We start from the raw sequence: 26,155 nt of genomic DNA, 5'->3' as shown, positions 1-26,155 counted from the left end.
GGGAGGGCTCAACCCATCTCTTGCAGAATATCCAGAATGTATGTATATTCTGCACAAATGGAGACCCAGATCATGCATGAGCTTCCCGAGTTCAAGGCGGCCGACCTTACGCGGCACACAAGTGACCTGTTCGACGCGGCCATTCGGTCGCCGATTGCAATCACCAAGCATCGCAAACCCAAATTCGTGCTGATGAGCATGGACCAGTACCAGCAGCTCGCGCGGGGGGCCGCGCAACAGGCTCATATGGTTGACGAGATGCCCGAGGATCTCAAAGCGCTGATGATAGAAGGGCTCGAGCGAGACTTGACGCAGTCTGATGACTAAGCCGAGTGCTGGAGAGGTTTTCCGCTACCCGTTCCTATGGAAACGAGAACAGATGGCGGGCGAGACCGAGGGTCGCAAGACGAGGCCTGTCTGCATCGCCGTCACTGTCGCCAAGTCCGATAGCGAGACCGTGGTGTTCATCCTGCCGATCACGACGCAGCCGCCCTTGGCCTCGCGCAAGTTTATCGAGGTGCCACAAATCGAGTCGCAGCGCGTAGGGTTGGAGACCCATGTTCGCAAATGGGTCATGCTGGACGAGATCAACACGGATATTCTGGAGCGGTCCTATATCTGGGAGGACCGCACGCCCATCGGCACGTTCAGTTCCGTCTTCACATCCAAGATCCAGTCCAGCCTGATCGTGCTGGCTCGGTCGGGCGGGGCATCCGTTGTCGATCGGCTGAAGTAATCTCGATCACAGCAGGGTCTGTCTAGCTTCACTTGTTCCCGTCGATCCACTTCGACATCAACCCCTTGTCGCGGAAACACTCGTCCGGGACGGCGCGGCGCTTGATGCGGGCGAGACGCTCGGCAAAGGCGACCTGCTTTGATGTCGGGCGGCTGTCCTGCGCGCCCAGGTTCATCTTGGCTTGTGCGTCGATCCAGGCGCTCAGGGACCGCCGGTCTTGCTGAACCTCCCACGGCAAAAGCGTCTGGTTGCGCAGGGCCAGCGCGCGCGCATAGGCAATCTGCTTTGGCGTCGCGGGCAGGGCGTAAGTAGTGCTTTCCATCGGGGAACTCCCTTCTTAGCGCGGTTCTTAAATTAGAACATAACAAGAACAAATGCAAGCCACCTGCGGAAATCATGGGGTTTGAGAGGAAGAGGAGGGCCGGGGAAGGTTAGGTCCTTGGGGTGCCCGAAAGAGGGTGTCCGGGTCTGATCCTGTTCCTCATCGGGGTCTGATGCCGGAAAGTGCAGGATCCTGCGTTCTCATGAGCTTCACATTTAACATTCTCCGGCATCAGATCCCTAAAGAGTGAAAGTGTCCTTCGGGTTTTGTGACTGACGGATGAGGGCCTTTGGGGTCCCTCAGATGGGTCCGGGCCGGATTCCGGTCTGCCGTTCCTGATGAAGGGCATTCTCATGCAAACAGGTGTCTTGCGCGTGTTGCGCGCGACCGCTGCCTCGTGGTGGCGACACAAGGAACTACGCCGATCCGGCCAGACGGGGCAGGCACAGCGGCGCGAGCGCGAGACCGTCCTGCGTAACCTCAGCTATCTGAAGCAGGCGGCGTCATTGCCAAACGCGCATGTGATCTGCGGAGAGGGCGGCACGTTCATCCATCTCGGTTGGACCACCGTGTCGAGTTTCGCGCCGATCGAGTGCTTTCCCTTGGCCACTCTTGCGGTCGCACGAGGGGTCCCGTTCATCGATATCCGACCCGTCACTGATGTCATCGCCTTCGCGAACCTGCCGTGGGTGACGCGGGACGGATCGGTCGACCCTGAACCCTGGGGCCCCGGCAGGTCCGTGTCGCTGACCACCTACATCGACATGGTCGAAGGGCTCGGCGCCAGGATCATCAACGATCCGCGACCCCGTCAGTCAATCTGATCACCATTTCCTCTCACCAAAACTCGAAAGGAGGCCAGCCATGGCCCGATCCCGCACGCCCAAATTCGATGCCTCCGAGGTCATCACAAACGAAATCATCCGCATCATCGAGCGCGGTGTCCTGCCGTGGCGCAAGCCATGGACCGCAGGTGGCAGCTCTCGTCCCCTGCGCGTGGGCGGAGAACCCTACCAGGGAGTGAACAACTTCCTGCTGACGATGCGGACCGTGATGGCGGGCCACAGCTCTCCCTTCTGGATGACGCTGCCGCAAGCCAATGCGTTGGACGCAAAGGTCCGCAAGGGCGAGAAGTCCTCTGTCGTCGTCTATTACGGTCAAAGCCGGAAAGACGCGGGCGGCGAGGACGACCGCAGCGACGGGGATGATCACTCCGAGGAAGCCCGCATCTTCCGCTTCCAGAAATCCTACCGCGTGTTCAATGCCTGCCAGATCGATGGCCTGCCCGACAGTTTCTTCCCCGACCCGGAGCCCGTGCCAGAGCATGCGCCGTCCGAGCCCATCCCGCACATGCAGGCGTTTTTCGACGCCATCGACATCACAACCGTCTTCACGGGCACGGAGGCGTACTATTTGCCCCCCGTGGACAAGGTTTACATGCCGTCCATCACGCGGTTCCAGGACCCGCGCAATTTCTACGGGGTCTGGGCCCATGAGCTGGCCCATGCCACGAAAGCTCCCCATCGACTGAACCGCGATTTCGGGTTCTCAAAGTTTGGCAACACGTCCTATGCGCGCGAGGAGATCGTCGCGGAATTGACCTCGGTGTTCCTGGGTCAGACGCTCGGCTTCACGGCGCATACGCTCGAGATGAATGCCGCCTATCTCCACAACTGGTTGCGCGTTCTTCGGTCGGATAAGGGCGCGATCTTCCGGCACGCCGCGGACGCGCAGCGCGCCTGCGACTATCTGATCGCCAGATCGGAGACGGGCAGGGCAGGGCGCAGTGCCGAGGCCGCCTGACCACACGGAGAACGGAGACTCGCATGTCACGCAAGGAACCCAAGACGCTGCGGGTGGCCTGCTTCAACGACGGCCGCCGCAAGATCATCGTCTTCAAACGCGGAGCTTATTGGTGGAGCCAGTCCGAGGGCGCTTATCCGTTCTCGGCAGCGCTCGAGAGCATCAAAGAACAGGGCGGCTGGATCGAAACCATCGCCAACCCGAATTACAGAGTCAGAGGGCTGTTCGGATAAGGCGCCTTCGGCCTCAATTCATCCGCCAGGCGGAAAAGTGAAAGCAGGCTTTGGGAAGGGTGTTTCAACTTCTCAAAGGAGATCCCCATGGCCATGACCGTTCAACCCCAGCCAGATCGTCCCGACTCGACCGTGATCGCGGCGCAGAACGACGCGTTTCGCAAGCTCGCGTGCCTTGGAGTGCCGCCCGCGCAGCCCATCCAGGGCCGAATGCATGTCACCCGCGCGCTTATGGAGGCTGGTGACGGCTTCATGGCCGAGGCGGTGAAGGCGACCGGTGAGTTTGCCACATTCGAGCCTGAGAATGATCCCGAGGGATGGCACGATTTCGGGGCGGTCGAGATCCGGGGCGAGACCGTGTTCTGGAAAATCGATCTCTATGAAGCAGACTCGGATTTCCGCTACGGGGCTGAGACCCCGGATAATCCCGCCACCACCATGCGCGTGCTGACCATCATGCTGGCGCGCGACTGGTAGGGCAGGGGACTCCTCCCCCCTGACATCTCAGACGATGAAGGCCCACTGACCCCTCAAAGGGAAAGTGGGCCTTTTGTCGTAGTGATCCCTGAAGCCGGGGATTGGTTACGCCCGCGCGCGCGGGGGCCACACTTCACCCACCTGGAAGGATATCCCATGACCACGAACTTTGCCCCTCTCACCATCGCTATCGGCGATCTTGTCCCGCATCCCGCCAATGTGCGCAGCAACTCGCCGGAAACTTATGACCCCGAGAACATCGCGCATCTGAAGGCCAGCATCGCTGTGCTGGGCCTGCTCCAGCCGCTTCTCGTCCAGAAGCTTGACGGCAAATATGCTGTCCTCGCCGGTGGCCGACGCCATGCCGCGCTGAAGGAGCTGATCGCCGACAAGGCCAGCAAGGGGTTCACGGCGAAGACCAAGGTGGACTGCCGCCTCGTGCCGGAAGACTGCGACGTCACCACGGCACTGTCGCTCGCCGAGAACATCACCCAGGCACCGATGAATGCCATCGACGAGTTCGAGGCCTTCGCCCGGATGATGGAGGTCGACGGCCAGACGCCCGAGACGATCGCAAAGACCTTCGGCACCACGGTGGCGGCCGTGAAAGGCCGGTTGCGCTATGGCCTGATCCACCCCGACATCCGCGCCGCGGCCCGGGGCAAGGTGATCACGCTCGACACGATGAAAGCCTTCGCCGAGCACCCGAGCCAGGAGGCGCAGCGCGAGGTCTTCGAGGCGCTCACGAAGGACGGCGGCTATCTGCAGGCCTATACCGTCCGTCAGGCCCTCAAATCCCGCGGCGTGCAGGTCAGCGATGATATCGGGGCTTTCGTGCGCGAAGACTACGAGGCGCGTGGCGGTGCCGTCGCGGCTGACCTTCTGGAAGAGCATTCCGTGCTGGAGGATGCGGCACTGGTCGAGACCATCCTGCTCGAGAAGCTCGGTGCCGCCGCCGAAGAGGCCCGTATGAGGCTGGGGTTTGCCTGGGCCGATGCGATGGTGCGCTATGACTACGCGATCATGGCCGACTATGGCCGCGTCTATCCCGGCCCGATCGAGCCGGATGAGGCTGCCCGGAAGCGCATTGATGAGATCACCGCCGAGCTTGAGAAATTGCAGCTCGAGATGGAGGATGAGGGGCTCGAGGACGGTGCCTACAATGCCCTTTACGAGCGCGTGGACGCCTTGGAAGAGGAAGCGCGCGATCTGCAGGAAGCCTACAGCGCCGAGGACCTCGCGCGGTCTGGGGTGATCGCGTCGTGGCAGGGTGGGCAGATCACGCTCCATGTTGGTCTCGTCCGCCCGGAAGACACCGTCAAAGAGGAGGGCGCGCGCGGCTCCTCGGCTAGCCCGACCGGGGAGGAGGCCCCGGACGCCGGCGAAATCACCTACCCAGCCTCACTGGCTGAGGACCTCAAGACCGAGCGAGCCATGGCGCTTGGGGCCGCGATGGCGCTGCATCCGGAAGCCACGCTCGATCTGACGCTCTTCAAGCTGGTCAGTGACGTTCTGGCCAGCGGCATGAGTGTCACGCAGGCGATCAAGATCGATGCCCGCAAGGAATACCGCAGCCATGCCAAGATGGACGAGATCGACGAGACCTCGCTCGAGCAGGTGGCGGCGGCGCATGATGCACTTGATCTCTCCTGGCTCGATGACGCCCGCGCGCCCGCCGATCAGTTCGCGGCGTTTCGCGCGCTGGAGGCCGGCGAGAAGGCCAAGCTCGTGGCCTATGCCACGGCCAGCACCACGCAGTCCTGCTTCGCGCGGGACCGCCAGCGCGACAGCCTGATGCATGCGTTCGAGATCGAGATCATGCCCGACATCCGCGCGCATTGGACGCCGAATGCGGCGCTCTTCAACCGCTTCAAGAAGGCTTGGCTCCTGAAGATCCTTGGCGAGGATCTGGGTCTCGCCCAGGAGGCGGTGACGCTGGCCTCGTCGAGCAAGAAGGAGATCGTCGCCTTCTGCGACAAGCTCTTCGCCGAACCCTTCGCCACCCTCACCGACGCGCAGCGCGCTGCCGTGACCGCCTGGTGCCCGCCGATGATGCAGACCAACGGTGTCGCCTCTGATGAGGCGGAGCCCGCTGCGGAAACCCCGGAGCCTGACAGCGAGGTCCCGCAAGCGGCCTGAGTCCTCACGCGACCCGCGCGTGGATCATGCCACCCGCGCGGGTCGACCCTTCCAAACCGAACAGAAAGACATCCCCATGGCTATTCTCAAGTTCTCTGCCTCCGCTGTCGCGGCGCAAATCGCCCATGCGCGCGCCTGCAAAACCTTCCTGCCCAACTGGAACGGACCCGTGGACAGGCCCGCCCTGATCCTCATCGTCGGCAATGGTGTGCATCTGCGCTCAAACGGCATCGATGGCACGACCACCCGCATCGTCACCACCGAACAGGCCGATCCGTCCTTCGCCTTCGCCGAAGGCATGAACCCGTTTCGGGACACCGACTGGATGGCGCAGCGCCGCATGGCGTGTCGCGATCTGACCGGCCAGTTCTACACCGACATCCTGGATGACGTGCAGGTGCTCATCGACCGGGGGCGGGGGGCCATCCGGCTCGCCACCGATGGCCACAGCATCCGCGTCTTCGTGCGCCGGGCTTCGGACTATCTCATCGGCGGGACCTACGAGGTGCCCTCGGGCCTCGGCGGCACCTTCCGGGTCATTCTCAAGGATGCCTGCGACACCTTTGCGATCGTGCAGAACTGCGGCAATTGCGAGGATTTCGACGCCATGCAGCCCTACCGCGTGCCGCTCGATGCGCTGATGGAAATCGATGACCGGAGGGCGGCGTAACGCGCCCTTTCTCAAACAAGCATCGCCAATACCCTGCCGGGCCTGCGGCCCTCTCGGGACATTGGCGACAACAATTTCCCCAATGAGAGAAAGGACTCTGAGATGGGATGGCTTTTCTACACCGACGGCCGCGTCCAGACCTACGCGGATGAGAAAGCGGAGATTGCTCGGCTGTGCACCTTCGAGGGCGAAAGGCGCAAGACGGAACTGGTCAAAGCCTGCAAGGTGGGTTCGACTTGGTACGCGGCGGCAAAGGTCATCAATCTCGACGGCACCCCTGTCGAAGACACGACCTATGTGACCGATGCGGACGGGTCGATCACTTTTGGCGCTGTCTTCCTCACCCGATACGATGACGGCTGCTGGGGCTACAAGGACATGGAGGAAAGCGCTGGCCCGAACGAGTCTCGTGCTCCCCTTGGGCTGATCGAGCTCCTCTCCGACCTGAAAGACCCGGACAGCTACGCCCAGGACTGGCGTCAGCGCTGCCGGGACTGGGCGTCGATCCCGGACTACGAGGAAGGCGACAAGATCAAGCTCGCAGCACCTGTGACGCTCACCGATGGCAGTACCTGCCAGATTGTCACCGCGATCCACTACAGGCGCGGGCGGCAAAAGCGCCGCTGCTACCGCATCGAGGAAACTGGTGGGCTCGTACGCCTGTCGAAGGCCTCGCTTGCGGGCTCGGAGCTGCTCAGCTCCGCGAAAGGTGCGGCTAGCCCGGTGCTGGCGGAGTTCCTGGCGGGGCGAAATTAGGTCCTTCGCCGGACGGTTCATTGACCTGCCCGGCGACAGCAGATGCTGCGGCTTGTCTTGACAAGGCAATGCAAATGCATTACCTATCGCGGGCAGCAAAGAACCTTTTCTTCAGGAGACTGCCATGACAGCCCTCGCACAAGATGTCTCGAAACTCACGGATCGGTATCAGACGACCGTGCCGGCGGGTGTGCGCAAACAGCTCAAGCTGGGCAAGGGCGACCAGATTCGTTACTGCACCGAGCCGAGTGGCAGGGTCTATATCGAGCCCGTGCGCAGCGACGAGGAAGATCCCGTGCTCGGAGCCTTTCTCGATTTTGTCGAGGCCGATATCAAGGCGCATCCGGACCGCATTCGGGCGTTCGATGGGGCTTTGCATGACCGTCTTGCAGCACTGGTCGGAGACGTTGACGTCGATCTCGATGCGCCGCTATCGCTCGAGGATGAATGAGCGGCGATAGCGTGCCCGCCCAAGCGCCCCTTGTCGTAAACGGATGGTCGATTTATGCGCATCCGCTCTTTCTGGATCAGCTCGAAGGGCTGATTGAAGAGGTCGAGGCGCGTAAGGCACGCGATCCTAAGACCTGGCGCAAGAAAAACCCGACGAAACGGCTGGCCGCCATCTTCAAGCTGGTCACCGAGGCCATACCGGCAGATCCGGGTGCCGCCGCCTTCCGGCAAGGCGGCACACTCGGCGATCACCGCAAGCACTGGTTCCGGGCGAAATTCTTCCAGCAGTATCGGCTGTTCTACCGCTTCAACAGCGATGCCAAGGTCATCGTGGTGGCCTGGGTGAACGACGACAAGACCCTGCGCGCCTACGGCAGCAAGACGGATGCCTATGCGACGTTCAAAGGGATGCTGGAAGATGGAAATCCACCTGACAATTTCGACGCGCTCTTGAAAGAAGCTGCAGCGGCGGGCAAGCGGTTCGAGACGTCCCTTGAAGCGGCGCCTGATCGGTAAGTGGGGTCGAATTCCGGAGGGGGCAGAATCCCCCGCTAAGGCTGCCAGTAAGGGGCTCGTTCTGCGATATTATCTCCCGTCACCCTTGAGCCGAGTGAAAGAGGCGACATTGGTGTGTCATATGGCTGGTACGATGAAATTCTCAGAAGTCCCTCCCTATCCGTACACCTGCCGTTCGCTGCATCGTGTACGAACTGGTAAGATGCGGACTTTCCGGGCTTTCGCTGCGCGATGCACGAAGGTCCGTTGTTCCCTTTTTTCAGGGTGGACTAACCTTCGAGAAGTGCGTCAATCACCGCACATTCTGGTGCGGCGTCGCCTGTACATCGAGCGACGGTTTCCGACAGGACACGTTCGATCCGCGTGAGATCGGCTATTTTCGCCTGCACATCTTCAAGATGCGTCTCAGCAACGGTCTGGACCTGAGCGCAGGTTTGAGACCGGTCATCGACCAACCCGAGCAGCCCGCGAATTTCTTCCAGGGAGAAACCGAGATCGCGGGACCGCATGACGAACTTCAACCGTTTGACATGAATATCATCATAGCTTCGATACCCTTTTGCGGTGCGCGGTGGGTCGGGCATGATACCGACCGTCTCGTAGTAGCGGATGGTTTCGAGATTGCAGCCCGTGGCCCGTGCTAGATCGACCCGCCGGAGTGCTTTCACGCTTCTGTTATCCATTATCCGCAGAAATCCCTTGAGCCTGTATCAACTACAGACCGTAGAACGATGGAAAGAACAGAACAAGGGCGATTCGATGGAGCAAAGTATTTCAGACCATAAATCCGGCCACGTGCGTCAGGTTGGCGATGACACCGCGAAAGGCTGGGGTGCGACCGGCTTCGGCGTTCTCGGTGCGTTGGCGATGACCTCGTGCTGTATTCTGCCGCTTGTGCTGGTGAGTTTCGGCGTGACTGGCGTCTTCATCGCGCAGCTCGGGGCTTTCTATGCCTACAAATGGTACACTTTCGCGCTAAGTGCCGCGTTTCTCGGATACGGGTTCTACAAGGCATACAAGCCGGTGAATACGGACGCCTGCGCCGATGGCACCTGTGCCCGGCCAATCAACCGGACTGTGATGCGGGTGACACTTTGGGCCGCCGCCGCAATCGTCGCGGTAGCGATGGCCTTTCCCTACATCACGCCCTTCATTCTGAAATTCTAAACAAGGAACAAAATCATGAAACACGTACTGTTATCGTCAACGCTGGCCATTGCTGCGTTTGCCCCAGCGGCTTTTGCCGAAGAGCGCACCGTCGAGATTGCAGTCGGCGAACTGACCTGCCCCTCCTGTTCGTTCATCGTTGCCAGTTCGATGCGCGGCGTTCCATCGGTCCAGATCGACGACTTCGTTGACGGTCCCGAGTATGGACAGGGCGTTTACAGTGTCACCTTCGATGATGCCGAGACCAGCGTGGACAGCATCATCGATGCAGTGGCGGCAAATGGCTACCCCGCCCAGGCTCTGCCGGACACGGCGTCCTAACCACGGGGAAATTTGCAATGCGTGACAACCTTATGGGCGGGCTACTGGGTTTCGGAGTTGCGACTCCGGTCGTGATCGTGTGCTGCGGTGGCGGCACAGCTCTGCTTGCTGCGGCGTTCGGCGGCCTCGCAGCGTGGATGTCGGGGCTTGGCTGGATAGCCGTCGCACTGGTTGTGGCGCTCGCCTTCCTTGTCGTTCGTGAATTCCGGCGGTCCGCCAATGGCCGCACCTCGATTTCCAATCATTCTCCAGAAAGAAAGAGCGCTACTTGACCCAGAACATTGAGAACCCCGACCGCTTGCTAAAATGGGGGCTGGGTGGCGCACTCTTTGCGGCCCTGTGCTGCTTCACACCCCTCCTGGTCGTCGTTGTGGCCGGTGTCGGCCTGTCGGCTTTGACCGGTTGGCTCGACTACGCGCTGTTCCCGCTTTTGTTCTTTTGCCTTGCCGTCGTGGCGCAAGCGCTCTGGCTGCGCGCCGGGCGCGTGGGGCCGAACCCGAAACTCTGGGCGACGGCGATTGCCGCTGCTCTGTCGATCCTCATCATCTGGATCGAGTTCCGTTTCGCGCTGCGCATTACGGTCGGCGCTTTCGTGGCTGTCGGCGTCTACGCTTTCTACCTCAATAAAATGAAATCCAAGGAAGCGACACAATGATGATGGGATCTTGCACAGGGATTGGCATGTTCTTCGGAATGCTTGGCATGCTGACACCGCTCATAGCCATTGGTGCGATCATTTATCTGGTCGTTGCCAAACGAAAAAACTCTGATCTGCACGAGGCGCGCTGAAATGAAAGATATCAACAAGAATGATGATGGAAATGGCGGATACGACCTTATCGTCATCGGCGCAGGCTCGGCGGGTTTCTCCGCTTCAATCACCGCTGCTGACGCGGGAAAACGTGTCGCACTTGTCGGGCATGGCACCATCGGCGGCACCTGCGTGAACGTCGGCTGTGTGCCGTCCAAGGCAATGATCCGCGCCGCTGAGGCGATCCATGGCGCACATGCCGCCAAGCGGTTTCCTGGCCTGTCCGGTCACGCACAACTCGATGACTGGCACACGCTGATCGAGTCGAAAGACGATCTGGTCGCGACCTTGCGTCAGAAGAAATACGCAGACCTGCTGCCGGAATACGCGGGTGTCGATTATATCGATACTGGTCCGGCGCGGCTGATCGAGGGTGGCGTCATCGTCGGGGGTCGCACGTTGACCGCAATGAAAATGATCATTGCAACCGGTGGTCATCCGGTCCTGCCGACGATTGACGGAATCGAGGAGGTCGGCGCACTCGATAGCACCAGCTTGCTGGAGCTTGAAACCCTGCCGGAAAGTCTGATTTTTATCGGGGCGGGCTACATCGGGGCGGAACTGGCGCAGATGATGAGCCGGATGGGCGTGAAGGTCACGCTGGTGACACGGTCACACCTGCTTCCCGGTGCCGAACCGGAAGTGTCCGGGGCTTTGACGGACGCTTTTGCCGCCGAGGGGATCACCCTGCTGACCGGCCTGAGTTATGAGAACGTCAGACGTGACGCGTCGGGCGTGACCTTGCGGGTTATGCAGGGCGGCGAGCCTGTCGAGGTCACGGCGGATCATCTTGTTTCGACCGCAGGTCGGCGTGCCAATACCGACAGTATGGGTTTGGACGAGGTCGGCGTGAAAACCGACGCGCGCGGGTCCATCGTCATCGGCGACGACATGCAGACGTCGGTGCCCGGCATCTATGCGGCGGGCGACGTGACAGACCGCGACCAGTTCGTCTATATGGCAGCCTACGGGGCAAAATTGGCTGTGAAGAACGCCGTTCTGGGCGATGATCAGCGCTATGACAATTCTGCCATGCCCTGGGTCGTGTTCTCCGATCCACAGATTGCCGGGGTCGGGCTGAGCGAGCAACAGGCTCGCGACGCAGGGTTCGACGTGAAGACTTCGGTCGTGCCACTCGATCAGGTCCCGCGCGCTCTTGCCGCCCGCGACACACGTGGATTGATCAAGCTTGTGGCGGATAAGAAAACCGACAAACTGCTTGGTGGCCAAATCATCGCACCCGAAGGATCGGACACGATCCAGACACTGGTCATGGCGTTGAAGTTCGGCATGACGACCAAAGACTTGGGCGCAACGATCTTTCCCTATCTGACGACGGTCGAGGGCCTGAAATTGGCCGCGCAGACTTTCGATATGGACGTGGCAAAACTTAGCTGCTGCGCCGGATAAAGACACGTAAGAAGGATCTAAATATGAGTGAGACGTATGACCTGATCGTTATCGGGGCGGGCATGGCCGGGGTTGCGGCGGCGAACAAATGCGGTGCGGCAGGCTGGCGCGTGGCCATCGTGGATGCGCTGCCCTACGGCGGCACCTGCGCCTTGCGTGGTTGCGATCCTAAGAAAATATTGCGGCGTGGCGCTGAAATCGTCGATGCCGCACGGTTGATGGACGGCAAAGGGATCGATCCCAGCGGACTAAAGATCAACTGGTCCGATCTGATGGCTCACAAACGTGGTTTTACCGATCCGGTGCCGGACAAGATGGAAAAGGGTCTGACCGGAAACGGCGTCGAGACGTTGCACGGTGCCGCGCGGTTCACCGGTGCCAACGCGCTCGAAGTTGACGGGCAGTCCTATCAATCGAAACGTTTCCTTATCGCCGCTGGAGCGATCCCGAGACCTGTCACCTTCGCCGGTGCCGATCTGATGATCGACAGCACGGATTTTCTCAATCTTGAGGCTTTGCCCAAGCGTATCCTGTTTGTCGGTGGCGGCTTCGTATCTTTTGAGTTTGCGCATATCGCCGCACGTGCTGGGGCCGAGCCTGTCATCGTAGATCGCGGTGCCCGCCCGCTGAACGCTTTTGACCCTGATCTGGTCGAGATGCTGATCGCGCGCAGTGCCGCTGTTGGTGTGGACCTGCAACGAGAAACCGAAATCGTCTCGATCACAACCTCCGGTGCGGGTTTTGCCGTTGAAGTGAAGACAGGCGACAACACAACGACCATTGAGACCGATCTGGTCGTGCATGGCGCGGGTCGCATCGCCGCTCTTGCCGATCTGAACCTTGAGGCCGCCGATGTCGCGTATGGCGACAAGGGCATCGTTGTGGCTCCGCATCTGCAAAGTACGACGAACGCCGCCGTCTTTGCAGCTGGAGATTCCGCCGATACCAAGGGAATGCCGCTGACGCCCGTTGCCGTGATCGAAGGTAAGGTCGCGGCCTCGAACATGCTCAAGGATCAGAAGATCTTGCCGGATTATTCCGGCATCCCGACCGCAGTGTTTACGGTACCCGAACTGGCCCGCGTCGGCATGTTGGAGGCTGAAGCCAAAGAGGCCGGTTATGATGTCGATGTCCGGTTCACTGATACGGGCGGCTGGTATTCCAACTACCGAATTGGAGAAAAATCCGCCGCCGCAAAGGTGTTGGTGGATAGGTCGGACGGCAAGTTGCTCGGCGCACACCTATTCGGACCGGAATATGGTGAGTTGATCAACTTTTTCGGCTTGGCGATGAAGTTGGGACTGACCGCAAAGCAGCTCAAGTCGATGACCGCCGTCTATCCCAGCGTCGGATCGGATTTGGGCTCGCTGCTCTGATTTGAAAGTTGGCGGAACCCACTGAACGCGCGGTCAAATACAAATGCCTGCTTGGCATCAAGAACAGCGCTTGACCTTATGGTTGGTGGAAGGCCCATCATCAAACTTATCATACAATGAAAGACATTTATGGATCTCACCTATCAGGCCCTGTTGCTTGCATTTGGCCTTGGCCTGCTCGGTTTCATCGAACCCTGCACGATCGGCGCTCACATGTTGTTTCTGGGAGGCCAGAGGTCTCGCCCGATGGGGCAGCGGTTCGGCGCGGCGATGACCTTTCTTCTGGCCAGGCTCGTCGTGATGGGGGGATTTGGCGGGATGATCGTCGTGCTGGGCCAACGCCTTATCGGTGTACAGACTGGCGCGTGGCTCATTTTTGGTGCAATTTACCTCGGCCTTGGTCTTGCGATCTTCGCGGGGTGGGACAAATCGATGCGCCGCCGCATTGGATTCGCGCCGGAGCGCTGGAAGGCGGCATCCAACCCGCTCGTTCAGGGGTTGGCGTTCGGACTTAACATTCCGGCCTGCGCAGCCCCAATCCTGTTTGGATTGATGGGTGCCGCAACTGTAAGCGGGTCGGCCATGACCGGGTTTGTGATGATGGCGGTCTTCGCCTTCGCGCTGTCGCTCCCGTTGTTGCCACTCTCTATTGTTCCCAGCCTTGCCAGGCCCCTTGATCGGCTTGCCGATTGGCTGCGACCGCGTCGTTGGCTATTGGGCGCGATCTTCGTCGGGCTTGGCATCTGGTCTGTTTGGTTTGGTCTGTTTGTCGAGCCCATCAATTGGAGCGGGATATGACGCCTCGCCGTCGCTTCTGGCACGTAGCTGGCGCAGGCACCGCGTTCCAGGCAGGATCGGCGGCGGTGGACAGCGCAACGGTGATGTCGGCGCTGGTTTATCAACTTACTGGAAGTTCGGTCGCCGTAGGCGCGGTGTCTACGATTTTGCGCCTCGGCTGGCTTCTGCCCCAACTCTTCGTTGGCTACTTCGCCGGTCGCGGTGCGTCTTCAATGCCATTCTATGTCGTCGGTGCGTTTGGACGGACGGCGGCCATTGCAATCCTCGCAATTGTTCTCTGGATTGGCGCGACCGCTGGTTGGGCTCATGTCACACTCGGTGCCGCGACCCTTGGACTTTGGGTTCTTTACGCTTTCCTCAGCGGCATCGTCGGTGTTCCTTACAATGATATCGTTGCCCGATCCGTCCCGTCAGAACACCGGAGCAGGATGCTTTCGATCCGCTTCTTCGGCGGAGGGGTCATAGCGCTTTTCGTCGCGGCGTTGGCAGACAGGCTGTTGCGGACGCTTGAATTTCCAGCATCCTATGCCGCCGTGCTGGGGATCGCGGCGATCCTGATGTTGCTTTCGTCTTTCATCTTCACCGTGATGGGCGAGCCTGAGCGAAATACACCCCTCAAAGTGGCCGGGAGTTTTACCGCCTACCTGCGTGAGGGTGCTGTGACCTTCCGAGAAGACCCAGTGTTCCGCCGCTTCGTTTTTGCGCAATGGTGCGGAGGTGCAGTTCTCATCGCAGCGCCGTTCTTTATCGTCGCCGCCGACAAGCTTGGGGTGGGGTTTGAAAACGTAGCACTTCTGCTCGGTGCCCAGACCATCGGGGCCCTCGTGGGCAATCCACTTTGGGGCTGGTGGGGCGATAGCCGGGGCAAACTGAGCCTGATGCGCGGGATCGCAGTTGCCCGCACCGCACCGCCAATCGCCCTTCTGGTTCTTTTGCTCATACCCGTTCCGGCGGAGGCACTCGTACCAATCCTGCTTGTCGTATTCTTCGTTCTCGGCGCATTAATGAATGGGCTGACGATTGCCGTCATCGGGCTGCTGATGGAGATCTCGCCGGACGACCAACGTCCAGCCTATAGCGGGTATTTCAACGCGCTTACGGCACCCGCTTTCGTTCTCCCGCTCGTCGGAGGCTTTGCCGTCGCCGCACTGGGAACATGGATAGTCTTCGCGACTGCTCTGTTAGCGGCATTTGGACAAGCCATCATTCTCGCGCGAATGGATGTTAAGGAATAGACCCGATTGCTTGGATACGTAAGTCTGACCCAATGAAAACAATTCTGATTTACTTCGTGGCCGCGCTGGCCGAAATCGCCGGATGTTTTGCCTTCTGGGCTTGGTTTCGGCTGGACAAGAGCGTGTTCTGGGTGGTGCCGGGGATGCTGTCCCTCGCGGCTTTTGCATGGCTTTTGACCCTCAGTCCGGCTGACCAGGCGGGACGCGCCTATGCTGTTTACGGGGGCATCTACATCGTATCGTCCCTGTTGTGGCTATGGGGTGTGGAAGGCCATCGCCCTGATCAATTGGATGTTATCGGAGCGGTAATTTGCCTTGTCGGTGCAGGTATTATTCTCTGGGCACCGCGCAGTATTAGAGAGGCGGCCGCAGACGGGGTGAAGCGCTGAAACGTTCGATTAGATCGCCTTCTGCTTCACGCGTTCCAACAGATCGGCTGCGCTTTCCTTCCGCTCGCGGCAGCGATCAAGCAGGTTTTCTACCGCCCTCGAAAGCAGCCATACATCCTTTGTGCAGCATCGGTCAAAGTGGGCTCCTAGCGGCCGGTCGCCGCGCGCCGCCTCAATGTCGGCTTTATTGATCAACAAGTTCGGCGGTTTTGCTGCGTGGCTTTCTCTTTGTTGCTGAGGAGGGCGGATTGCGTTGACGGCCCGCCCTTCTTAATAGCTTTTGGGCCGGATCCCCTGAAAAGCGAAAGCGGGCTTTTTGTCCTTTGGAACTCAGACCCTGATCCAAAGGAAACCCCCATGACCAAGCCCAATCCGGCAAACCCGGCATTCCCAATCTCCGACACTGATCTCGTCTCTGCCATCGCGCAGATCGGCGCGGAGGTCGACCACCAACCCCTGCGCAGCTCAGCGCTCGCGCGCATCATGCGCGAGACGTTTCATGGCAGCGATGCCGGCGGTGCCTGGGACTGGCGCATGGCATATGACCTGATGCAGGCCGCGGCTGTCCAGGTGCTGCTGCGTGGGGACGGCGCGGCAGGTGACATGGCCGCTGCAAAGCTGCTTGCCTCACGGCTCCTGACGGAAACGCGCCGGTCAGAGCAGCAAATCCGGCTCCAGCAGTTTTCCACGCCGCTGGCATTCGCGGCGCTGGTCTTACGGGCGGCGGCGATCCGCAAGGGCGAGACCGTGCTGGAACCCTCGGCTGGCACTGGTGCCCTGGCCGCTTTCGCTGCCCGGGCCGGTGCCACGCTTGTGCTCAATGAAATCGCCCCCTTTCGCCAGCACCTCCTGCGCGCGGTTTTCGGCGGCGAGGTGACGGGCCATGACGGCGAGCATATCGACGATCTGCTGCAGACGCCGGTTCTACCCGACGTCGTGGTGATGAACCCGCCCTTCGCCTCCTCGGTCGATCGCTCCCGGGACAAGCACATCGCCGCCAAGCATCTCATCGCGGCTGCCAAGCGCCTGGCACCCGGCGGGCGGCTTGTGGCGATCATGCCGCCGGGATTCACGCCCGAACGCGATGCCGCGCATTGGTCCCGCGCCTGCGGTCTCCTGACGCCGCGCTTGGCGTTGACGATGCCGGGGCAGGTCTACCGCAAGCTCGGCACCTCTGTCGAAACCCAGCTGATGGTCTTCGACAAGGTGCAGGAGGACGGCGAAATGATCCGCGTCCCTGTGCGGGATCTGGATGAAGCCTTGGCATATGTTGATGCTGTGGCCTCAACCCGGACCGAGATGCGCCCTGTACAACAGGCAGCGACGATCCCTCACAGGCGGCCGACCGTTCTATCCTCTGCTCCGCGCAAGACCGCCGCTGCGCCTGTCGCCGCCTCCAAGCCTCGGGCCAATGCCGTCCGCCCGCTAACTTTCACGAGCCTTGATATCCCGCGCGACAACACGCCCATCTCGGACATCTATGCGCGCTACCGTCCGCAGCGGGTCGAGATCGCGGGTGCGCAAGAACATCCTACGCCGCTCGTCGAGAGCATCGCCATGGCCTCGGTTGCCCCGCCCATGCCCTCAAACACGGGCAGTGATGACTTGCGCCTGCCCGCCCGGTTGATCGAGGAGGGACATCTCTCCGAGGCGCAGCTGGAAACCATCATCATGGCGCATGATGCCCATGGGCGCGACCTGCCCCGTAGGTTCACCATCGATGACGACCAGACCAAGCTGACGCGCGCCGATGATGACCCGGATGCACGGGCCTATCGCCTTGGCTATTTCCTCGGCGACGGCACCGGTTGCGGCAAGGGCCGCGAATGCGCGGGGCTCGTTCTCGTGAACTGGCTTTCCGGGCGCAGGAAGGCGATCTGGGTCTCCAAATCCGCCACGCTCATCGAGGACGCCATCCGCGACTGGACCGATCTCGGCGGCTCGCCCGCCGACATCCAGCCGCTCTCCAAATGGAAACCGGACCAGCCCATCCCGAAGGGCGACGGTATCCTTTTTGTCACCTACGCCACGCTGCGGTCCGCGGGCAAATGCGGCACCACGCGACTGAGCCAGATCCTCGACTGGATGGGCGAAGACTTTGAAGGCGTCCTCGCTTTTGATGAGGCCCATGCCATGCAGAACGCGGCAGGGTCTGAGCAGGGCAGGGGGGTCAAACCCTCCCAGCAGGGCCTTGCTGGCCTCCGGCTGCAACTGGCAGCACCCCGCGCCCGCGTCTTCTACATCTCGGCCACGGGTGCGACGAGCGTCCACAACCTCGCCTATGCCGCGCGGCTGGGGCTCTGGGGGCAGGGCCCCGAATACCCCTTCCCAAGCCGCGAGAGCTTCGTTTCTGCGATGGAAGCCGGCGGTGTCGCTGCCATGGAGGTGGTCGCGCGCGATCTCAAGACGCTCGGGCTCTACACGGCGCGTGCCCTCAGTTTTGATGGGGTGGAGTATGACGTGCTCGAACACGCGCTCACCCCGGCCCAGATCGAGATCTACGACGCCTATGCGGGTGCGTTTCGGACGATCCACCACAATCTCGAGGCGGCGCTGACCGCGACTGGGGTCAACGACGCCTCGGGCGAGACCAATGCCTCGGCCGCACGCGCTTCGGCCAAGTCCCGCTTCGAGAGCACGAAGCAGCGGTTTTTCAACCATCTCCTGTTGGGCATGAAAGCCCTAACCATCATCCGTGCCATCGAGCAGGATCTGGTGGCGGGCTATGCTTGCGTCATCCAGGTGGTCTCGACAGGCGAGAGCCTGTTGAAGCGCCGACTTGAGACGATGGACCCGGAGGATGAACTCGTTGAGGGTGCCTTGACGCCGCGTGATTATGTTCTGGGCTACCTCGAACAGGCCTTCCCGATCCATGCGCAAAAGCTGGTCGAGATCGACGGCAACATGGTGGCCGAGCCGTTGCGCGATGAGACTGGCGCGCTGGTCGTCTCGCGCGAGGCGCTCGCTTTGCGTGACGCGGCCATGATGGAGTTGATGACGCTGGCGCCGATCCCCTCGGCCCTCGATCAAATCCTCTGGGCCTTTGGCGACGAGGCTGTCGCGGAGGTCACGGGCCGTTCGATCCGGCCACTCAAGGCCGAAGATGGCCATCTCTTCATCGAGAAGCGCGCCGCCAGCAGCAATTCCTCCGAGACCCAAGCCTTCATGGACGGCGAAAAGGATATCCTGATCTTCTCCGATGCGGGCGGCACGGGCCGATCTTACCATGCGGCCCAAACGGCGAAGAACCAGAAACGGCGGCGGCACTACCTGCTGGAGCCCGGCTGGCGCGCCGATGCGGCCATCCAGGGGCTCGGCCGCACGCATCGCTCTGCCCAGGTCAGCGCGCCCTTCTTCCGGGTCTGCACCTCGGATGTGCATGGTGAGAAACGCTTCACCTCAACTATAGCCAAACGCCTCGACCAGCTGGGGGCCTTGACGAAGGGTCAGCGCGAGACCGGCTCGCAGGGCATGTTCCGGGAGGAGGACAATCTCGAAAGTCCGATCGCGCGGGCGGCGCTGCGTGGGTATTTCGCCGATCTTGCCGCCGGGCGCGCTGAGGCGATGAGCTACGAGAACTTCACCGACTGGACCGCCCTGCGGCTGATCGACAAGGACGGTGTGCTTCTCGAGGAGCTTCCCCCGATCCAGCGGTTTCTGAACCGGGTGCTTGCCCTTCCCATCCACATGCAGAACGCGCTCTTTGCCGAGTTCATGCGCCGGATCGCTGATCAGACTGAACGGGCGCGCGCGGCGGGCACGCTCGATCTCGGCGTGGAAACCCTGCGCGGCGAAAGGATCGAGCAGGTCTCCACGGAGGATCTCTGGACCTGCCCGAAATCCGGCGCCGTGACGCGGATCATCGGACTTGAGGTGACGGACCCAGTGTATGTCCTGGGCGCCGAAGCGGCCATATCGCGCAATCCCGACAAGCTGCCGATGGTCAATCGCGCCTCCGGTCGCGCGGCGCTGATCTCGGCGCGCCCCATGCAGATGTACGATGAGGATATTGTCACGCTGATGCGCAAGGCGGTGCGGCCAAACGGGTCGAACTACTTGGAGGAGACGCGGTTCGTCTCTTCGGCCTGGGAAGACATCGGAAGGCCCGAGTTTGCAGGGCTTTGGGATGACGAGGCTGCGTCCCTGCCAAAAACCACCACGACCAAGCTCTACCTGCTGACCGGGCTGCTGCTGCCGATCTGGAAGGATATTCCGACTACGAATGAGCGCATCTACCGCGTCACGCCGGACGGGGCGACCGCCATGATCGGGCGCACGCTGAGCGAGGAAGGGGCAGCCGCGTTGCGCGCCCGCTTCCTCGTTTCCAACCCGCAAACACCGCAGGAGATGTTAACCGCCGCCCTCGGCACCACCGCGCCTGTCGATCTGGGCCGCGGTCTCACCCTGACCCGTCGCCGTGTCGCAGGCGAGATGCGCCTTGAGTTGTGCGGCGTAGACAGGGGCATGATTGAAGGTCTCAAGGCCATGGGCTGCTTTACTGAGATCATCGCCTTCCAGCTGCGGGTGTTCCTGCCGCATGGGGACGGGATCGACACGGGAAGCATTCTGGCCCGGATCGTGGGGCAGCGAGCCGCAAGAGCGGCAGAACAAGCCGCCTGAAAAGTCAAAGCGGGCTTCCGGTCGGGCGTCGCGGATCTGGATTTCACCGGTCTGCGCTTTCGGGGCGCGGGCAGACCAATGCCACGCTCAGCCCCCCAACTTCAGATGAGAGGACAGACCCATGACCAATCCCCAGATCGACTATGCCGCAATGGCGGCTCAGTGGCGCGCAGAGCGTGAAACCACCTTGAAGGCATCCCGCACGGAGCTGCTCGCGCAACTACGTGCGCTTGGCATCAGCGGGGTCACTGCCGAATACGAAGGCTATGGCGACTCCGGCAATGTCGAGGATGTGACGGTGCAGCCTGCAGAGGTCCAACTGCCTGAGCCGCTTGCCACAGAGGTTGGCGACTTCGCCTGGTCGCTCGCCTATCACCATCACCCGGGGTTCGAAAACAACGAGGGCGGCTATGGCACGCTGACCTGGGACATAGCACTAGACAGCATCATCCTCGATCACGCGGACCGCTATGTCGAATGCTCGCACAGCTATGACGAGGGGCTTTGAGATGGCCCATCCGCTTCATCATGCTGAAAGCTCTGCCCGGAAATTCGGCGGGGTGCCGTCTGACTATCAGTCTGTGCACGATTGGTTCGATGCCTCGAAAGAGCACCTCGCGCTCTTCACGCACCGCGCCATGCGTCACCATGCGCAAGGCCTGTTCGAGGCCGAACGGGTTTTTGGCCTGACACTGACCAATAGTGCGGGCCGCGACATCCCCGTGCGCTGGATCGGCGAGCAGCATATCCGTGAAGACTGCCAGGGCCGCATCCCGAGCATGGCGGACTGGCTGCGACGGATACAGCCTGAGCCATGGATGGCCAATGGCCACATCGACCGGCATTCCGGCGATGAGCCCTGCGGCGACCCAAGGGTTGCCTGGGCCTCCGAGGTCGCCGCCGGAAGAACGGTTCTTGGCCTGAAGGATTGGATGGCGGCGCGCGCGACGCAAGCCACGCAAGGTGCCTGACAGCTCTCGGCCGTTGGCCAAACAAATGCTGCATGGAAGCCCAGTTGGACGACCGGGCTTCTTGCGTCGTTTCCCCACCATTCTTCTTGAGGAGGTTCGCATGACACTCGATGAAATCAAGGCGGCCGTTGATGCCGGCCAGACCTTGCATTGGGCGAATACCGGCTACGTTGTCCACAAGGACCGGCTCGGTCAGTACCTCATCACCTATGTGCCGAATGGTAGCTGCATCGGTCTGACCGACCGGGGCGGGCACCGGTTGAACGGAAAAGAAACGGAGTTCTTCGTCGCGCAATCGAAGGACGCCGCAGAAAATCCGGGCAACCAATCAAGACCAGACGGGCAGGGGAGGGGCGTAGCACCCGGAGGCGCGGGGGCATTCCCACTCGGACGGCAGCTTTGACCCGTGGGCGGGGCTGAAAGGAAAGCAGGCTTTCTGATTTGTGATCCCTCAAGGGGTCGAGAAAGCAATCCCGGATGCGCTGGCAAGAACGTCAGGCACCGGCCAATCCAAAAGGAACCATCCCATGTTCGCAGGAACCCTCACCCGCAATGTCGAGACCGCAGCCGCCGAATACACCGGCATGATCCATTCGACGCGCTTTGACATCGCCATCCAGTTGGAGGCGCGGGCCAAGATGTCCGAACGCAGCCCGGATTTTGACGTGACGGCAGTCAACAAATCAGGCCGCAAGGTGCGCATCGGCACGGCTTGGAACGAGACCGGCAATACCAGCGGCAACCCCTACATCTCGATGCAGATCGATGTCGGCTTGGGCCCCTTCCGGGTCAACGCGGTGCAGACAAAAGAGGCGCGCGCGGCCCAAAGCGGCGAATTCGAGATCATCCCTCTGGTCTCGAACGGCCTGATGAAATCCGGCTCGATCTCGGGCGAGCTCACCGCCATGGACGCTGACAACGCCTTCACCGGCTACATCGCCAACATGATGTTCGATCTGGAGTTCATGCTGATCGAGAACAGCTACAAATCCGAGGAGACCCACCCGGATTACCGGATCGAGGTCAGCTCGCCCCGGGGTACACCGATCCGCGTCGGCTCGGCCTGGATGGCGAAAAGCAGCCGCACGGGCAATGACTACCTGTCGCTGCTGATCAACACGCCCGATGGCGACCTGCGCGTCAACGCCGTGCAGAACGAAGAGCAGCGCGGCGGGCAGGCCTTCTCAATCATCCCGTTCATCGACAGCGGTGAGCAGCCGCAGGACGCAGGCACGGGGCTGTCGTTGGTCGCATGATCAGCGCACGCGGTTAGACGATACGCACCGAAAGGGGAGCCGTGGGAACACGGTTCTCCTTTTGCCGTGTTTGTTTGGGTCTAAGATCGCTCTACTCTATGAGAAGGGTCTTTCGACGTTGGACGGCATAGCAATACGAAAACGAACTTTGCGGCTACTATTTGGTCAGCCAATCTCCGTAAGCGTCAATATCGATCATTGGTACCGTGCCGCTGAACTGGAGGCGTGAGATCAGCGCAAACAAGAAGGCCGTTGCCGGTTTCGATCCCTCAACAAGGTCATACCCGCCTTCCTCGTCGAACAGAAAATGCCCATGAGAAGCGACACAGCCGATGTCCAGCCTTCTATCATTTTCACCTCCGTCGAGGACCTTTTCGAACGATGCCCCCAAGGGAGGTTTCCACTCGCTCTCGAAAGTCAAAAGCCCGCCGATGATGGGAATGAGTTGTTTTGGTGGGTAGACGCCGCCAGCATGCGGGATTGGTAGGCTGGTCCGATGCAGTCTTCGCACTGATGCGACCTTGTCTTGTGCGTATTTGACAAGATTGGCGTCTGCCGTCTGCTTCGCCTCGAAGACAGCATAAACGCTCTCAGCCGGGACAATGAGTTGGTTTTCGTACGTGAAAATGAAAGGCGAGTATTGGCGGTCAAAAACGACAGCATCAATCTGATCGCTGAAATTCCCTGTACTATCGACCACGTGCGCGCTTGCAACCTGGTATCTCTCAGGAAGATACTGGGCGAACATATCGATCCAAATGGCTTCGCTCGCATCGCCTTTTGTCCCTGGATGCTTGAAAGACTTCCTCGCAGTTGACAACCGGTGCTGAATATCCTCATGCAACGACGATAAAAGTTGTGATAGCGACCATTCAGCCAATGATTTTTTCCTTCTAAGACAGCGGGAATTTTGGTCCGAAGAAAGCGCGCCACGCTTTCAGGGCGTCTCCGTTCTTGCCCTGGCGCGCCAAGTGGATTGCGGCAGCGATTTCGCGGTTTGCCTGATCCAGAATTGTCTGGGCGCGTTTTACCATCGCCGCGTCCATTCGATCGCTAACAGGAGATCCGAGCCCGGCTGGATCTGGCCAATCCTCATGAATTCGGTCGCGCAGCGTAGCGAAGAACGCTTGGATTTCGCGATCGTGTGAGCCGCCCCATCCACCATGTAGACACTCCATCGCCATGACCTCGATCAGAAAGGAGGGCTTGATTGGTTTTTCTCCATGGCGGCTGTTTTGGTTCCAGTACTTCACCATGCGCACTAGGCCCTTCCACTCATTGCCATAGGCTTGATGGGCCGCAACAGCCTTCTGTGCATGGATTTCGGGATTTGTTCCCATCCACTTCCCGGTTGTGTTGTTTGGGATCTCGTAATCGTCTCCCTTTGCGAATGCGGGCACGGCATCCACGCTTACAACCCGGTAATCTGTGTTGTCGTCTGAATCGACAACGACACCAAAGTCCACGCCCACGGAGCGTGCCTGTTTTTTGACGGCGCTGCTTCCATAGACGTCAACCAACGTGTCGTAGAACGCGGTCAGTATCTTGTCAGGGTGTTTGTCTCGATAGTGGTCCTCGTCCTTTCCAAGAACGAAAAAGATATCGACATCCTTGAGTGGTTTCGACTTGGTCCAGCGGGCGTAGCTTCCTGTCAAAAAGCTACGGTCGATCTGAAGGGCTTTGTCCAAGTGCTCGCGAACTTCCTTCTGCCGCTTGGATGCGTTCTGCCGCTCACTTTCGTTCAACTCCATTCGGCTTTTGAACTTCTTGAATGCGTCCGGGAGTGAAATCATGATGCCTGCCTCCAATACGATGCCGTCGCTCCCAGACCATTGTGTTCGATGGTGGAGCCAAGGCTTTGGCGAACCATGCCGTCTGTAGAACGGGCGGTCGTCCGGTACCAACCCGGGACATCAGGTCGTCCAGGCTTTGTACGTAGAAGGAGGTCATACTTGGCGCTTGATGGTGCAACGCCAGCTTTGCGAATTGCCCAACGAAGTTGATCGGTGTCCGTCCAGAAGTTTCCATCTCCAGCAGACCAACTGTAGTTCACGTCGATGTCCCAACGCAGGATCAGTTCGTTGGTTGCCGGATCGTATATCTCGAGCGTAATCTTCTCGAGGTCTTCGCTCTCCAACCATGCCTTGATTCCGCGCATGTTGATTTCCGTGTTGTTCACGAAATTCGTCGGGTCCATGCCACTCAGACGAATAATGTCTTTGAGGCTCTTGAGGATGTTATCAGCCACATAGGTGACAGACTGGGTGCGGGAATATGTGATGACCGTTGTCATGGTTTCAACAACCCCTCGAGATCAATTTCGAGCGTAGCACCTTGCGAATTGTTCGCGGTATCTTGCTTCTTGGCTTCGGTTTTGTCGCGGGCCGTGATGCGGTTGCTTTTTTGTTGCAGGGCAGATTGGACCCAACCGAGATCATCGGATTCACACGGCAGTGAAATCGACCAATCACCTTTCAGCGGGTCAAACGCGAGCACGTCTTCGTTAGCGTCCGACCCATCGATCGCATCGTCATCGTATAAACAGTAGATGCGCGTTTGCGGTCCCGCACAGCTGACAATGATTGGTGAGTTTTCGCAGGCTTTGTCCGCGATTATGCTGCTTGCAATGCCGGCGACACTGCCGAGTTCTTGTTGCGCACCGGTATTTGTCCGGGTGAGCAAGTCGCTGATGGCGGCCCATGTAGCTAAGGCGTCGCGATGCGGAGAGCTTCGGAATGTTCTGCGGGTTACAGTTGCCATCACTTCCCCCGATTTGCTTTTTTGTTGGTTTGGGCGGACTTCGCGGCTGCTGCCAATTGGGACAGTGTTACCGAGCCGGGGTTCAGTGCCACCTGAGTGTTTGAGGCGAGCGCGTTTGCAACGGTTTTTCGGATAGTCCTTCCGTCAAGACCGACGAATTCGCCAGCACAGGTATCGAAGCCACGGTCCCTAGTCAGCCCTTCAATCTCAGGATAGGTGCTGCTTAGCCCCAACAGGCACTCCCGCAATATGGTCTTGCAGGCTTCCTTTCCGGGAAGGGGTACTTCAAGCACCAGATCGCATCGGGAAACGAAGGCATCGTCCACCGCTTCTGGATAGTTACTGGTCGCCACAAACAGCAGGTTCTTGTGAGATTCTGCCAGCAGGTCGAGCTGAACCAGAACAGCGTCCGTGGCTCGATGAATGTCGACAGGGTTGGCATCGAGGCTGAGTCTGGATCGGTCGACCGCAAGTGTTTCCACTTCATCTAGCAGCACAATCGTCGGGCCTGCATTGGCAAGTTCTGAAAGTGTCTGCGCGAAGAGGTCAGTAACCGCCCGCTGCGTTTTCCCCATGGCGGAACTCGTCAAGCTATGCGCTTCAACCTCGACCAGTTGGAAGTTTCCCCCCTTGAAAGCCGCTGCTGTTCGGTTGGCCAACCCTCGCGCGAGCGACGTTTTGCCCGTCCCGGGTGCGCCAACCAACAGGATGACACCATGGAGCGGCAACACGGTTCGGCTCATCTTTGGTCGCATTGTGAAATTCAGCACCGCCTGAGAAAGCAGGCGCTCCTTCATCTCGGCCTCGACGATGATTGAGTCCCAGAGTTCTGCCAGACTCGGGTCCGGCAGTGCCGTGATCTTCTGAATTCCTTTTGGCAGGTCGCCAGCAAACGTTGCGTTCATGGCTGCTTCCTCGGTTCTTTGCCTGTTCAGCGCC

Annotated in this window: 34 protein-coding genes; 26 read left to right on the top strand and 8 right to left on the bottom strand. The window is 60.2% G+C overall.

The window, feature by feature from the left end:
* The first annotated feature begins 72 nt into the window (after positions 1-72).
* The gene (locus tag ROSMUC_RS17260; protein ID WP_245875221.1) at positions 73-327 is read left to right on the top strand and encodes a type II toxin-antitoxin system prevent-host-death family antitoxin; all 255 of its coding nucleotides are present in this window, start codon (positions 73-75) and stop codon (positions 325-327) included.
* Positions 320-736 carry a hypothetical protein gene (locus ROSMUC_RS17255; RefSeq protein WP_245875220.1) on the top strand — a complete coding sequence of 139 codons (417 nt, stop codon included), beginning with the start codon at positions 320-322 and terminating at the stop codon, positions 734-736. The genes ROSMUC_RS17260 and ROSMUC_RS17255 overlap by 8 nt, the downstream gene beginning before the upstream one ends.
* Before the next feature lie 28 nt (positions 737-764).
* On the opposite strand, the gene ROSMUC_RS17250 is transcribed toward ROSMUC_RS17255, so the two are convergent.
* Positions 765-1,058, bottom strand: a complete 294-nt coding sequence (locus ROSMUC_RS17250; protein WP_037275614.1) for a hypothetical protein — start codon at positions 1,056-1,058, stop codon at positions 765-767.
* A 338-nt stretch (positions 1,059-1,396) separates the two neighbouring features.
* On the opposite strand from ROSMUC_RS17250, the gene ROSMUC_RS17245 reads away from it, so the two are divergent.
* The 9 genes from ROSMUC_RS17245 (at position 1,397) to ROSMUC_RS17205 (ending at position 8,102) form a co-directional block, all read left to right on the top strand.
* Positions 1,397-1,882 (top strand): hypothetical protein, encoded by a 486-nt coding sequence (locus tag ROSMUC_RS17245; RefSeq protein ID WP_037275612.1) that lies wholly within the window; start codon positions 1,397-1,399, stop codon positions 1,880-1,882.
* 40 nt (positions 1,883-1,922) lie between these two features.
* Entirely contained in the window at positions 1,923-2,861 is a 939-nt protein-coding gene (locus ROSMUC_RS17240; protein ID WP_037275610.1) for an ArdC family protein, read from the top strand.
* A gap of 23 nt (positions 2,862-2,884) precedes the next feature.
* The gene (locus ROSMUC_RS17235; protein ID WP_037275608.1) at positions 2,885-3,094 is read left to right on the top strand and encodes a DUF6330 family protein; all 210 of its coding nucleotides are present in this window, start codon (positions 2,885-2,887) and stop codon (positions 3,092-3,094) included.
* Positions 3,095-3,181: 87 nt separating this feature from the next.
* Complete coding sequence (locus tag ROSMUC_RS17230; RefSeq protein ID WP_008282920.1) at positions 3,182-3,571, top strand: DUF3768 domain-containing protein; 390 nt, start codon at positions 3,182-3,184, stop codon at positions 3,569-3,571.
* A 156-nt stretch (positions 3,572-3,727) separates the two neighbouring features.
* Positions 3,728-5,710 carry a ParB/RepB/Spo0J family partition protein gene (locus ROSMUC_RS17225; RefSeq protein WP_037275606.1) on the top strand — a complete coding sequence of 661 codons (1,983 nt, stop codon included), beginning with the start codon at positions 3,728-3,730 and terminating at the stop codon, positions 5,708-5,710.
* Between the two features lie 76 nt (positions 5,711-5,786).
* Complete coding sequence (locus ROSMUC_RS17220; RefSeq protein WP_037275604.1) at positions 5,787-6,380, top strand: hypothetical protein; 594 nt, start codon at positions 5,787-5,789, stop codon at positions 6,378-6,380.
* Between the two features lie 102 nt (positions 6,381-6,482).
* Positions 6,483-7,136 (top strand): DUF6927 domain-containing protein, encoded by a 654-nt coding sequence (locus tag ROSMUC_RS17215; protein ID WP_037275602.1) that lies wholly within the window; start codon positions 6,483-6,485, stop codon positions 7,134-7,136.
* A gap of 124 nt (positions 7,137-7,260) precedes the next feature.
* Positions 7,261-7,587, top strand: coding sequence for a type II toxin-antitoxin system PrlF family antitoxin (locus tag ROSMUC_RS17210; RefSeq protein WP_005668772.1), 327 nt, complete (start codon positions 7,261-7,263; stop codon positions 7,585-7,587).
* On the top strand, positions 7,584-8,102 hold the full coding sequence (locus tag ROSMUC_RS17205; protein ID WP_037275598.1) for a type II toxin-antitoxin system YhaV family toxin: 519 nt from the start codon (positions 7,584-7,586) through the stop codon (positions 8,100-8,102). The genes ROSMUC_RS17210 and ROSMUC_RS17205 overlap by 4 nt, the downstream gene beginning before the upstream one ends.
* A 269-nt stretch (positions 8,103-8,371) precedes the next feature.
* Here ROSMUC_RS17205 and ROSMUC_RS17200 read toward each other — a convergent pair whose 3' ends face one another.
* Positions 8,372-8,785 carry a MerR family transcriptional regulator gene (locus tag ROSMUC_RS17200; protein ID WP_172794922.1) on the bottom strand — a complete coding sequence of 138 codons (414 nt, stop codon included), beginning with the start codon at positions 8,783-8,785 and terminating at the stop codon, positions 8,372-8,374.
* Between the two features lie 76 nt (positions 8,786-8,861).
* Between ROSMUC_RS17200 and ROSMUC_RS17195 the strand changes: the two genes are divergently transcribed.
* From ROSMUC_RS17195 to ROSMUC_RS17160, 10 genes are all read left to right on the top strand, one after another.
* On the top strand, positions 8,862-9,269 hold the full coding sequence (locus ROSMUC_RS17195; protein WP_052115434.1) for a mercuric transporter MerT family protein: 408 nt from the start codon (positions 8,862-8,864) through the stop codon (positions 9,267-9,269).
* 15 nt (positions 9,270-9,284) lie between these two features.
* Positions 9,285-9,590: a heavy-metal-associated domain-containing protein gene (locus tag ROSMUC_RS17190; RefSeq protein ID WP_037275594.1), complete on the top strand. Its 306-nt coding sequence runs from the start codon at positions 9,285-9,287 to the stop codon at positions 9,588-9,590.
* Positions 9,591-9,607: 17 nt separating this feature from the next.
* Complete coding sequence (locus ROSMUC_RS20900) at positions 9,608-9,862, top strand: hypothetical protein (RefSeq protein ID WP_045685387.1); 255 nt, start codon at positions 9,608-9,610, stop codon at positions 9,860-9,862.
* Positions 9,859-10,245, top strand: a complete 387-nt coding sequence (gene merF, locus ROSMUC_RS17185) for a mercury resistance system transport protein MerF (protein ID WP_037275593.1) — start codon at positions 9,859-9,861, stop codon at positions 10,243-10,245. The genes ROSMUC_RS20900 and merF overlap by 4 nt, the downstream gene beginning before the upstream one ends.
* Complete coding sequence (locus ROSMUC_RS21110) at positions 10,242-10,379, top strand: SHOCT domain-containing protein (RefSeq protein WP_157057501.1); 138 nt, start codon at positions 10,242-10,244, stop codon at positions 10,377-10,379. The genes merF and ROSMUC_RS21110 overlap by 4 nt, the downstream gene beginning before the upstream one ends.
* Before the next feature lies 1 nt (position 10,380).
* Positions 10,381-11,811 (top strand): mercury(II) reductase, encoded by a 1,431-nt coding sequence (merA, locus tag ROSMUC_RS17180; RefSeq protein ID WP_037275592.1) that lies wholly within the window; start codon positions 10,381-10,383, stop codon positions 11,809-11,811.
* A 23-nt stretch (positions 11,812-11,834) separates the two neighbouring features.
* A complete protein-coding gene (locus tag ROSMUC_RS17175; protein ID WP_037275590.1) occupies positions 11,835-13,187 on the top strand; it encodes a dihydrolipoyl dehydrogenase family protein in 1,353 nt (450 codons plus the stop codon).
* 129 nt (positions 13,188-13,316) lie between these two features.
* Positions 13,317-13,985, top strand: coding sequence for a cytochrome c biogenesis protein CcdA (locus ROSMUC_RS17170; RefSeq protein ID WP_037275588.1), 669 nt, complete (start codon positions 13,317-13,319; stop codon positions 13,983-13,985).
* Positions 13,982-15,220 carry an MFS transporter gene (locus ROSMUC_RS17165; protein WP_037275586.1) on the top strand — a complete coding sequence of 413 codons (1,239 nt, stop codon included), beginning with the start codon at positions 13,982-13,984 and terminating at the stop codon, positions 15,218-15,220. Before ROSMUC_RS17170 ends, ROSMUC_RS17165 begins: the two co-directional genes overlap by 4 nt.
* Before the next feature lie 32 nt (positions 15,221-15,252).
* On the top strand, positions 15,253-15,609 hold the full coding sequence (locus tag ROSMUC_RS17160; RefSeq protein WP_037275584.1) for a YnfA family protein: 357 nt from the start codon (positions 15,253-15,255) through the stop codon (positions 15,607-15,609).
* A gap of 9 nt (positions 15,610-15,618) precedes the next feature.
* Here the strand turns inward: ROSMUC_RS17160 and ROSMUC_RS21230 are convergent, their stop codons facing one another.
* Positions 15,619-15,804, bottom strand: coding sequence for a hypothetical protein (locus tag ROSMUC_RS21230; protein WP_172794923.1), 186 nt, complete (start codon positions 15,802-15,804; stop codon positions 15,619-15,621).
* 162 nt (positions 15,805-15,966) lie between these two features.
* On the opposite strand from ROSMUC_RS21230, the gene ROSMUC_RS17150 reads away from it, so the two are divergent.
* The 5 genes from ROSMUC_RS17150 (at position 15,967) to ROSMUC_RS17130 (ending at position 22,456) form a co-directional block, all read left to right on the top strand.
* Complete coding sequence (locus ROSMUC_RS17150; protein ID WP_037275581.1) at positions 15,967-20,229, top strand: strawberry notch family protein; 4,263 nt, start codon at positions 15,967-15,969, stop codon at positions 20,227-20,229.
* 121 nt (positions 20,230-20,350) lie between these two features.
* Positions 20,351-20,737, top strand: coding sequence for a DUF6878 family protein (locus ROSMUC_RS17145; protein ID WP_037275579.1), 387 nt, complete (start codon positions 20,351-20,353; stop codon positions 20,735-20,737).
* 1 nt (position 20,738) lies between these two features.
* Positions 20,739-21,200, top strand: coding sequence for a DUF6915 family protein (locus tag ROSMUC_RS17140; RefSeq protein ID WP_037275576.1), 462 nt, complete (start codon positions 20,739-20,741; stop codon positions 21,198-21,200).
* A gap of 100 nt (positions 21,201-21,300) precedes the next feature.
* Positions 21,301-21,603, top strand: coding sequence for a hypothetical protein (locus ROSMUC_RS17135; protein WP_037275574.1), 303 nt, complete (start codon positions 21,301-21,303; stop codon positions 21,601-21,603).
* A gap of 124 nt (positions 21,604-21,727) precedes the next feature.
* Positions 21,728-22,456 carry a DUF736 family protein gene (locus ROSMUC_RS17130; protein WP_037275572.1) on the top strand — a complete coding sequence of 243 codons (729 nt, stop codon included), beginning with the start codon at positions 21,728-21,730 and terminating at the stop codon, positions 22,454-22,456.
* Between the two features lie 157 nt (positions 22,457-22,613).
* Here ROSMUC_RS17130 and ROSMUC_RS17125 read toward each other — a convergent pair whose 3' ends face one another.
* The 5 genes from ROSMUC_RS17125 to ROSMUC_RS17105 are packed head-to-tail and all read right to left on the bottom strand — an operon-like array spanning position 22,614 to position 26,121.
* Entirely contained in the window at positions 22,614-23,336 is a 723-nt protein-coding gene (locus ROSMUC_RS17125) for a DUF6602 domain-containing protein (protein WP_037275570.1), read from the bottom strand.
* Between the two features lie 13 nt (positions 23,337-23,349).
* On the bottom strand, positions 23,350-24,249 hold the full coding sequence (locus ROSMUC_RS17120) for a CBASS oligonucleotide cyclase (protein ID WP_037275568.1): 900 nt from the start codon (positions 24,247-24,249) through the stop codon (positions 23,350-23,352).
* Entirely contained in the window at positions 24,246-24,749 is a 504-nt protein-coding gene (locus ROSMUC_RS17115) for an HORMA domain containing protein (RefSeq protein WP_037275566.1), read from the bottom strand. The genes ROSMUC_RS17120 and ROSMUC_RS17115 overlap by 4 nt, the downstream gene beginning before the upstream one ends.
* A complete protein-coding gene (locus tag ROSMUC_RS17110) occupies positions 24,746-25,216 on the bottom strand; it encodes a hypothetical protein (protein ID WP_037275564.1) in 471 nt (156 codons plus the stop codon). Before ROSMUC_RS17110 ends, ROSMUC_RS17115 begins: the two co-directional genes overlap by 4 nt.
* Positions 25,216-26,121 carry an AAA family ATPase gene (locus ROSMUC_RS17105; RefSeq protein ID WP_037275562.1) on the bottom strand — a complete coding sequence of 302 codons (906 nt, stop codon included), beginning with the start codon at positions 26,119-26,121 and terminating at the stop codon, positions 25,216-25,218. The genes ROSMUC_RS17110 and ROSMUC_RS17105 overlap by 1 nt, the downstream gene beginning before the upstream one ends.
* Between the last annotated feature and the right edge of the window lie 34 nt (positions 26,122-26,155).

Origin of the sequence: Roseovarius mucosus DSM 17069 (genome assembly GCF_000768555.3) — a bacterium.
GTDB classification, from domain to species: Bacteria; Pseudomonadota; Alphaproteobacteria; order Rhodobacterales; family Rhodobacteraceae; genus Roseovarius; species Roseovarius mucosus.
Note: the sequence above shows the minus strand (reverse complement) of the source record. Positions and strands in the feature narration are given on the sequence as shown.

Coding starts and splice junctions, on each gene's coding strand:
- ROSMUC_RS17260 (WP_245875221.1), top strand. CDS start 73: ATGCATGAGCTTCCCGAGTTCAAGGCGGCCGACCTTACGCGGCACACA.
- ROSMUC_RS17255 (WP_245875220.1), top strand. CDS start 320: ATGACTAAGCCGAGTGCTGGAGAGGTTTTCCGCTACCCGTTCCTATGG.
- ROSMUC_RS17250 (WP_037275614.1), bottom strand. CDS start 1,058: ATGGAAAGCACTACTTACGCCCTGCCCGCGACGCCAAAGCAGATTGCC.
- ROSMUC_RS17245 (WP_037275612.1), top strand. CDS start 1,397: ATGAAGGGCATTCTCATGCAAACAGGTGTCTTGCGCGTGTTGCGCGCG.
- ROSMUC_RS17240 (WP_037275610.1), top strand. CDS start 1,923: ATGGCCCGATCCCGCACGCCCAAATTCGATGCCTCCGAGGTCATCACA.
- ROSMUC_RS17235 (WP_037275608.1), top strand. CDS start 2,885: ATGTCACGCAAGGAACCCAAGACGCTGCGGGTGGCCTGCTTCAACGAC.
- ROSMUC_RS17230 (WP_008282920.1), top strand. CDS start 3,182: ATGGCCATGACCGTTCAACCCCAGCCAGATCGTCCCGACTCGACCGTG.
- ROSMUC_RS17225 (WP_037275606.1), top strand. CDS start 3,728: ATGACCACGAACTTTGCCCCTCTCACCATCGCTATCGGCGATCTTGTC.
- ROSMUC_RS17220 (WP_037275604.1), top strand. CDS start 5,787: ATGGCTATTCTCAAGTTCTCTGCCTCCGCTGTCGCGGCGCAAATCGCC.
- ROSMUC_RS17215 (WP_037275602.1), top strand. CDS start 6,483: ATGGGATGGCTTTTCTACACCGACGGCCGCGTCCAGACCTACGCGGAT.
- ROSMUC_RS17210 (WP_005668772.1), top strand. CDS start 7,261: ATGACAGCCCTCGCACAAGATGTCTCGAAACTCACGGATCGGTATCAG.
- ROSMUC_RS17205 (WP_037275598.1), top strand. CDS start 7,584: ATGAGCGGCGATAGCGTGCCCGCCCAAGCGCCCCTTGTCGTAAACGGA.
- ROSMUC_RS17200 (WP_172794922.1), bottom strand. CDS start 8,785: ATGGATAACAGAAGCGTGAAAGCACTCCGGCGGGTCGATCTAGCACGG.
- ROSMUC_RS17195 (WP_052115434.1), top strand. CDS start 8,862: ATGGAGCAAAGTATTTCAGACCATAAATCCGGCCACGTGCGTCAGGTT.
- ROSMUC_RS17190 (WP_037275594.1), top strand. CDS start 9,285: ATGAAACACGTACTGTTATCGTCAACGCTGGCCATTGCTGCGTTTGCC.
- ROSMUC_RS20900 (WP_045685387.1), top strand. CDS start 9,608: ATGCGTGACAACCTTATGGGCGGGCTACTGGGTTTCGGAGTTGCGACT.
- ROSMUC_RS21110 (WP_157057501.1), top strand. CDS start 10,242: ATGATGATGGGATCTTGCACAGGGATTGGCATGTTCTTCGGAATGCTT.
- merA (WP_037275592.1), top strand. CDS start 10,381: ATGAAAGATATCAACAAGAATGATGATGGAAATGGCGGATACGACCTT.
- ROSMUC_RS17175 (WP_037275590.1), top strand. CDS start 11,835: ATGAGTGAGACGTATGACCTGATCGTTATCGGGGCGGGCATGGCCGGG.
- ROSMUC_RS17170 (WP_037275588.1), top strand. CDS start 13,317: ATGGATCTCACCTATCAGGCCCTGTTGCTTGCATTTGGCCTTGGCCTG.
- ROSMUC_RS17165 (WP_037275586.1), top strand. CDS start 13,982: ATGACGCCTCGCCGTCGCTTCTGGCACGTAGCTGGCGCAGGCACCGCG.
- ROSMUC_RS17160 (WP_037275584.1), top strand. CDS start 15,253: ATGAAAACAATTCTGATTTACTTCGTGGCCGCGCTGGCCGAAATCGCC.
- ROSMUC_RS17150 (WP_037275581.1), top strand. CDS start 15,967: ATGACCAAGCCCAATCCGGCAAACCCGGCATTCCCAATCTCCGACACT.
- ROSMUC_RS17145 (WP_037275579.1), top strand. CDS start 20,351: ATGACCAATCCCCAGATCGACTATGCCGCAATGGCGGCTCAGTGGCGC.
- ROSMUC_RS17140 (WP_037275576.1), top strand. CDS start 20,739: ATGGCCCATCCGCTTCATCATGCTGAAAGCTCTGCCCGGAAATTCGGC.
- ROSMUC_RS17135 (WP_037275574.1), top strand. CDS start 21,301: ATGACACTCGATGAAATCAAGGCGGCCGTTGATGCCGGCCAGACCTTG.
- ROSMUC_RS17130 (WP_037275572.1), top strand. CDS start 21,728: ATGTTCGCAGGAACCCTCACCCGCAATGTCGAGACCGCAGCCGCCGAA.
- ROSMUC_RS17120 (WP_037275568.1), bottom strand. CDS start 24,249: ATGATTTCACTCCCGGACGCATTCAAGAAGTTCAAAAGCCGAATGGAG.
- ROSMUC_RS17115 (WP_037275566.1), bottom strand. CDS start 24,749: ATGACAACGGTCATCACATATTCCCGCACCCAGTCTGTCACCTATGTG.
- ROSMUC_RS17110 (WP_037275564.1), bottom strand. CDS start 25,216: ATGGCAACTGTAACCCGCAGAACATTCCGAAGCTCTCCGCATCGCGAC.
- ROSMUC_RS17105 (WP_037275562.1), bottom strand. CDS start 26,121: ATGAACGCAACGTTTGCTGGCGACCTGCCAAAAGGAATTCAGAAGATC.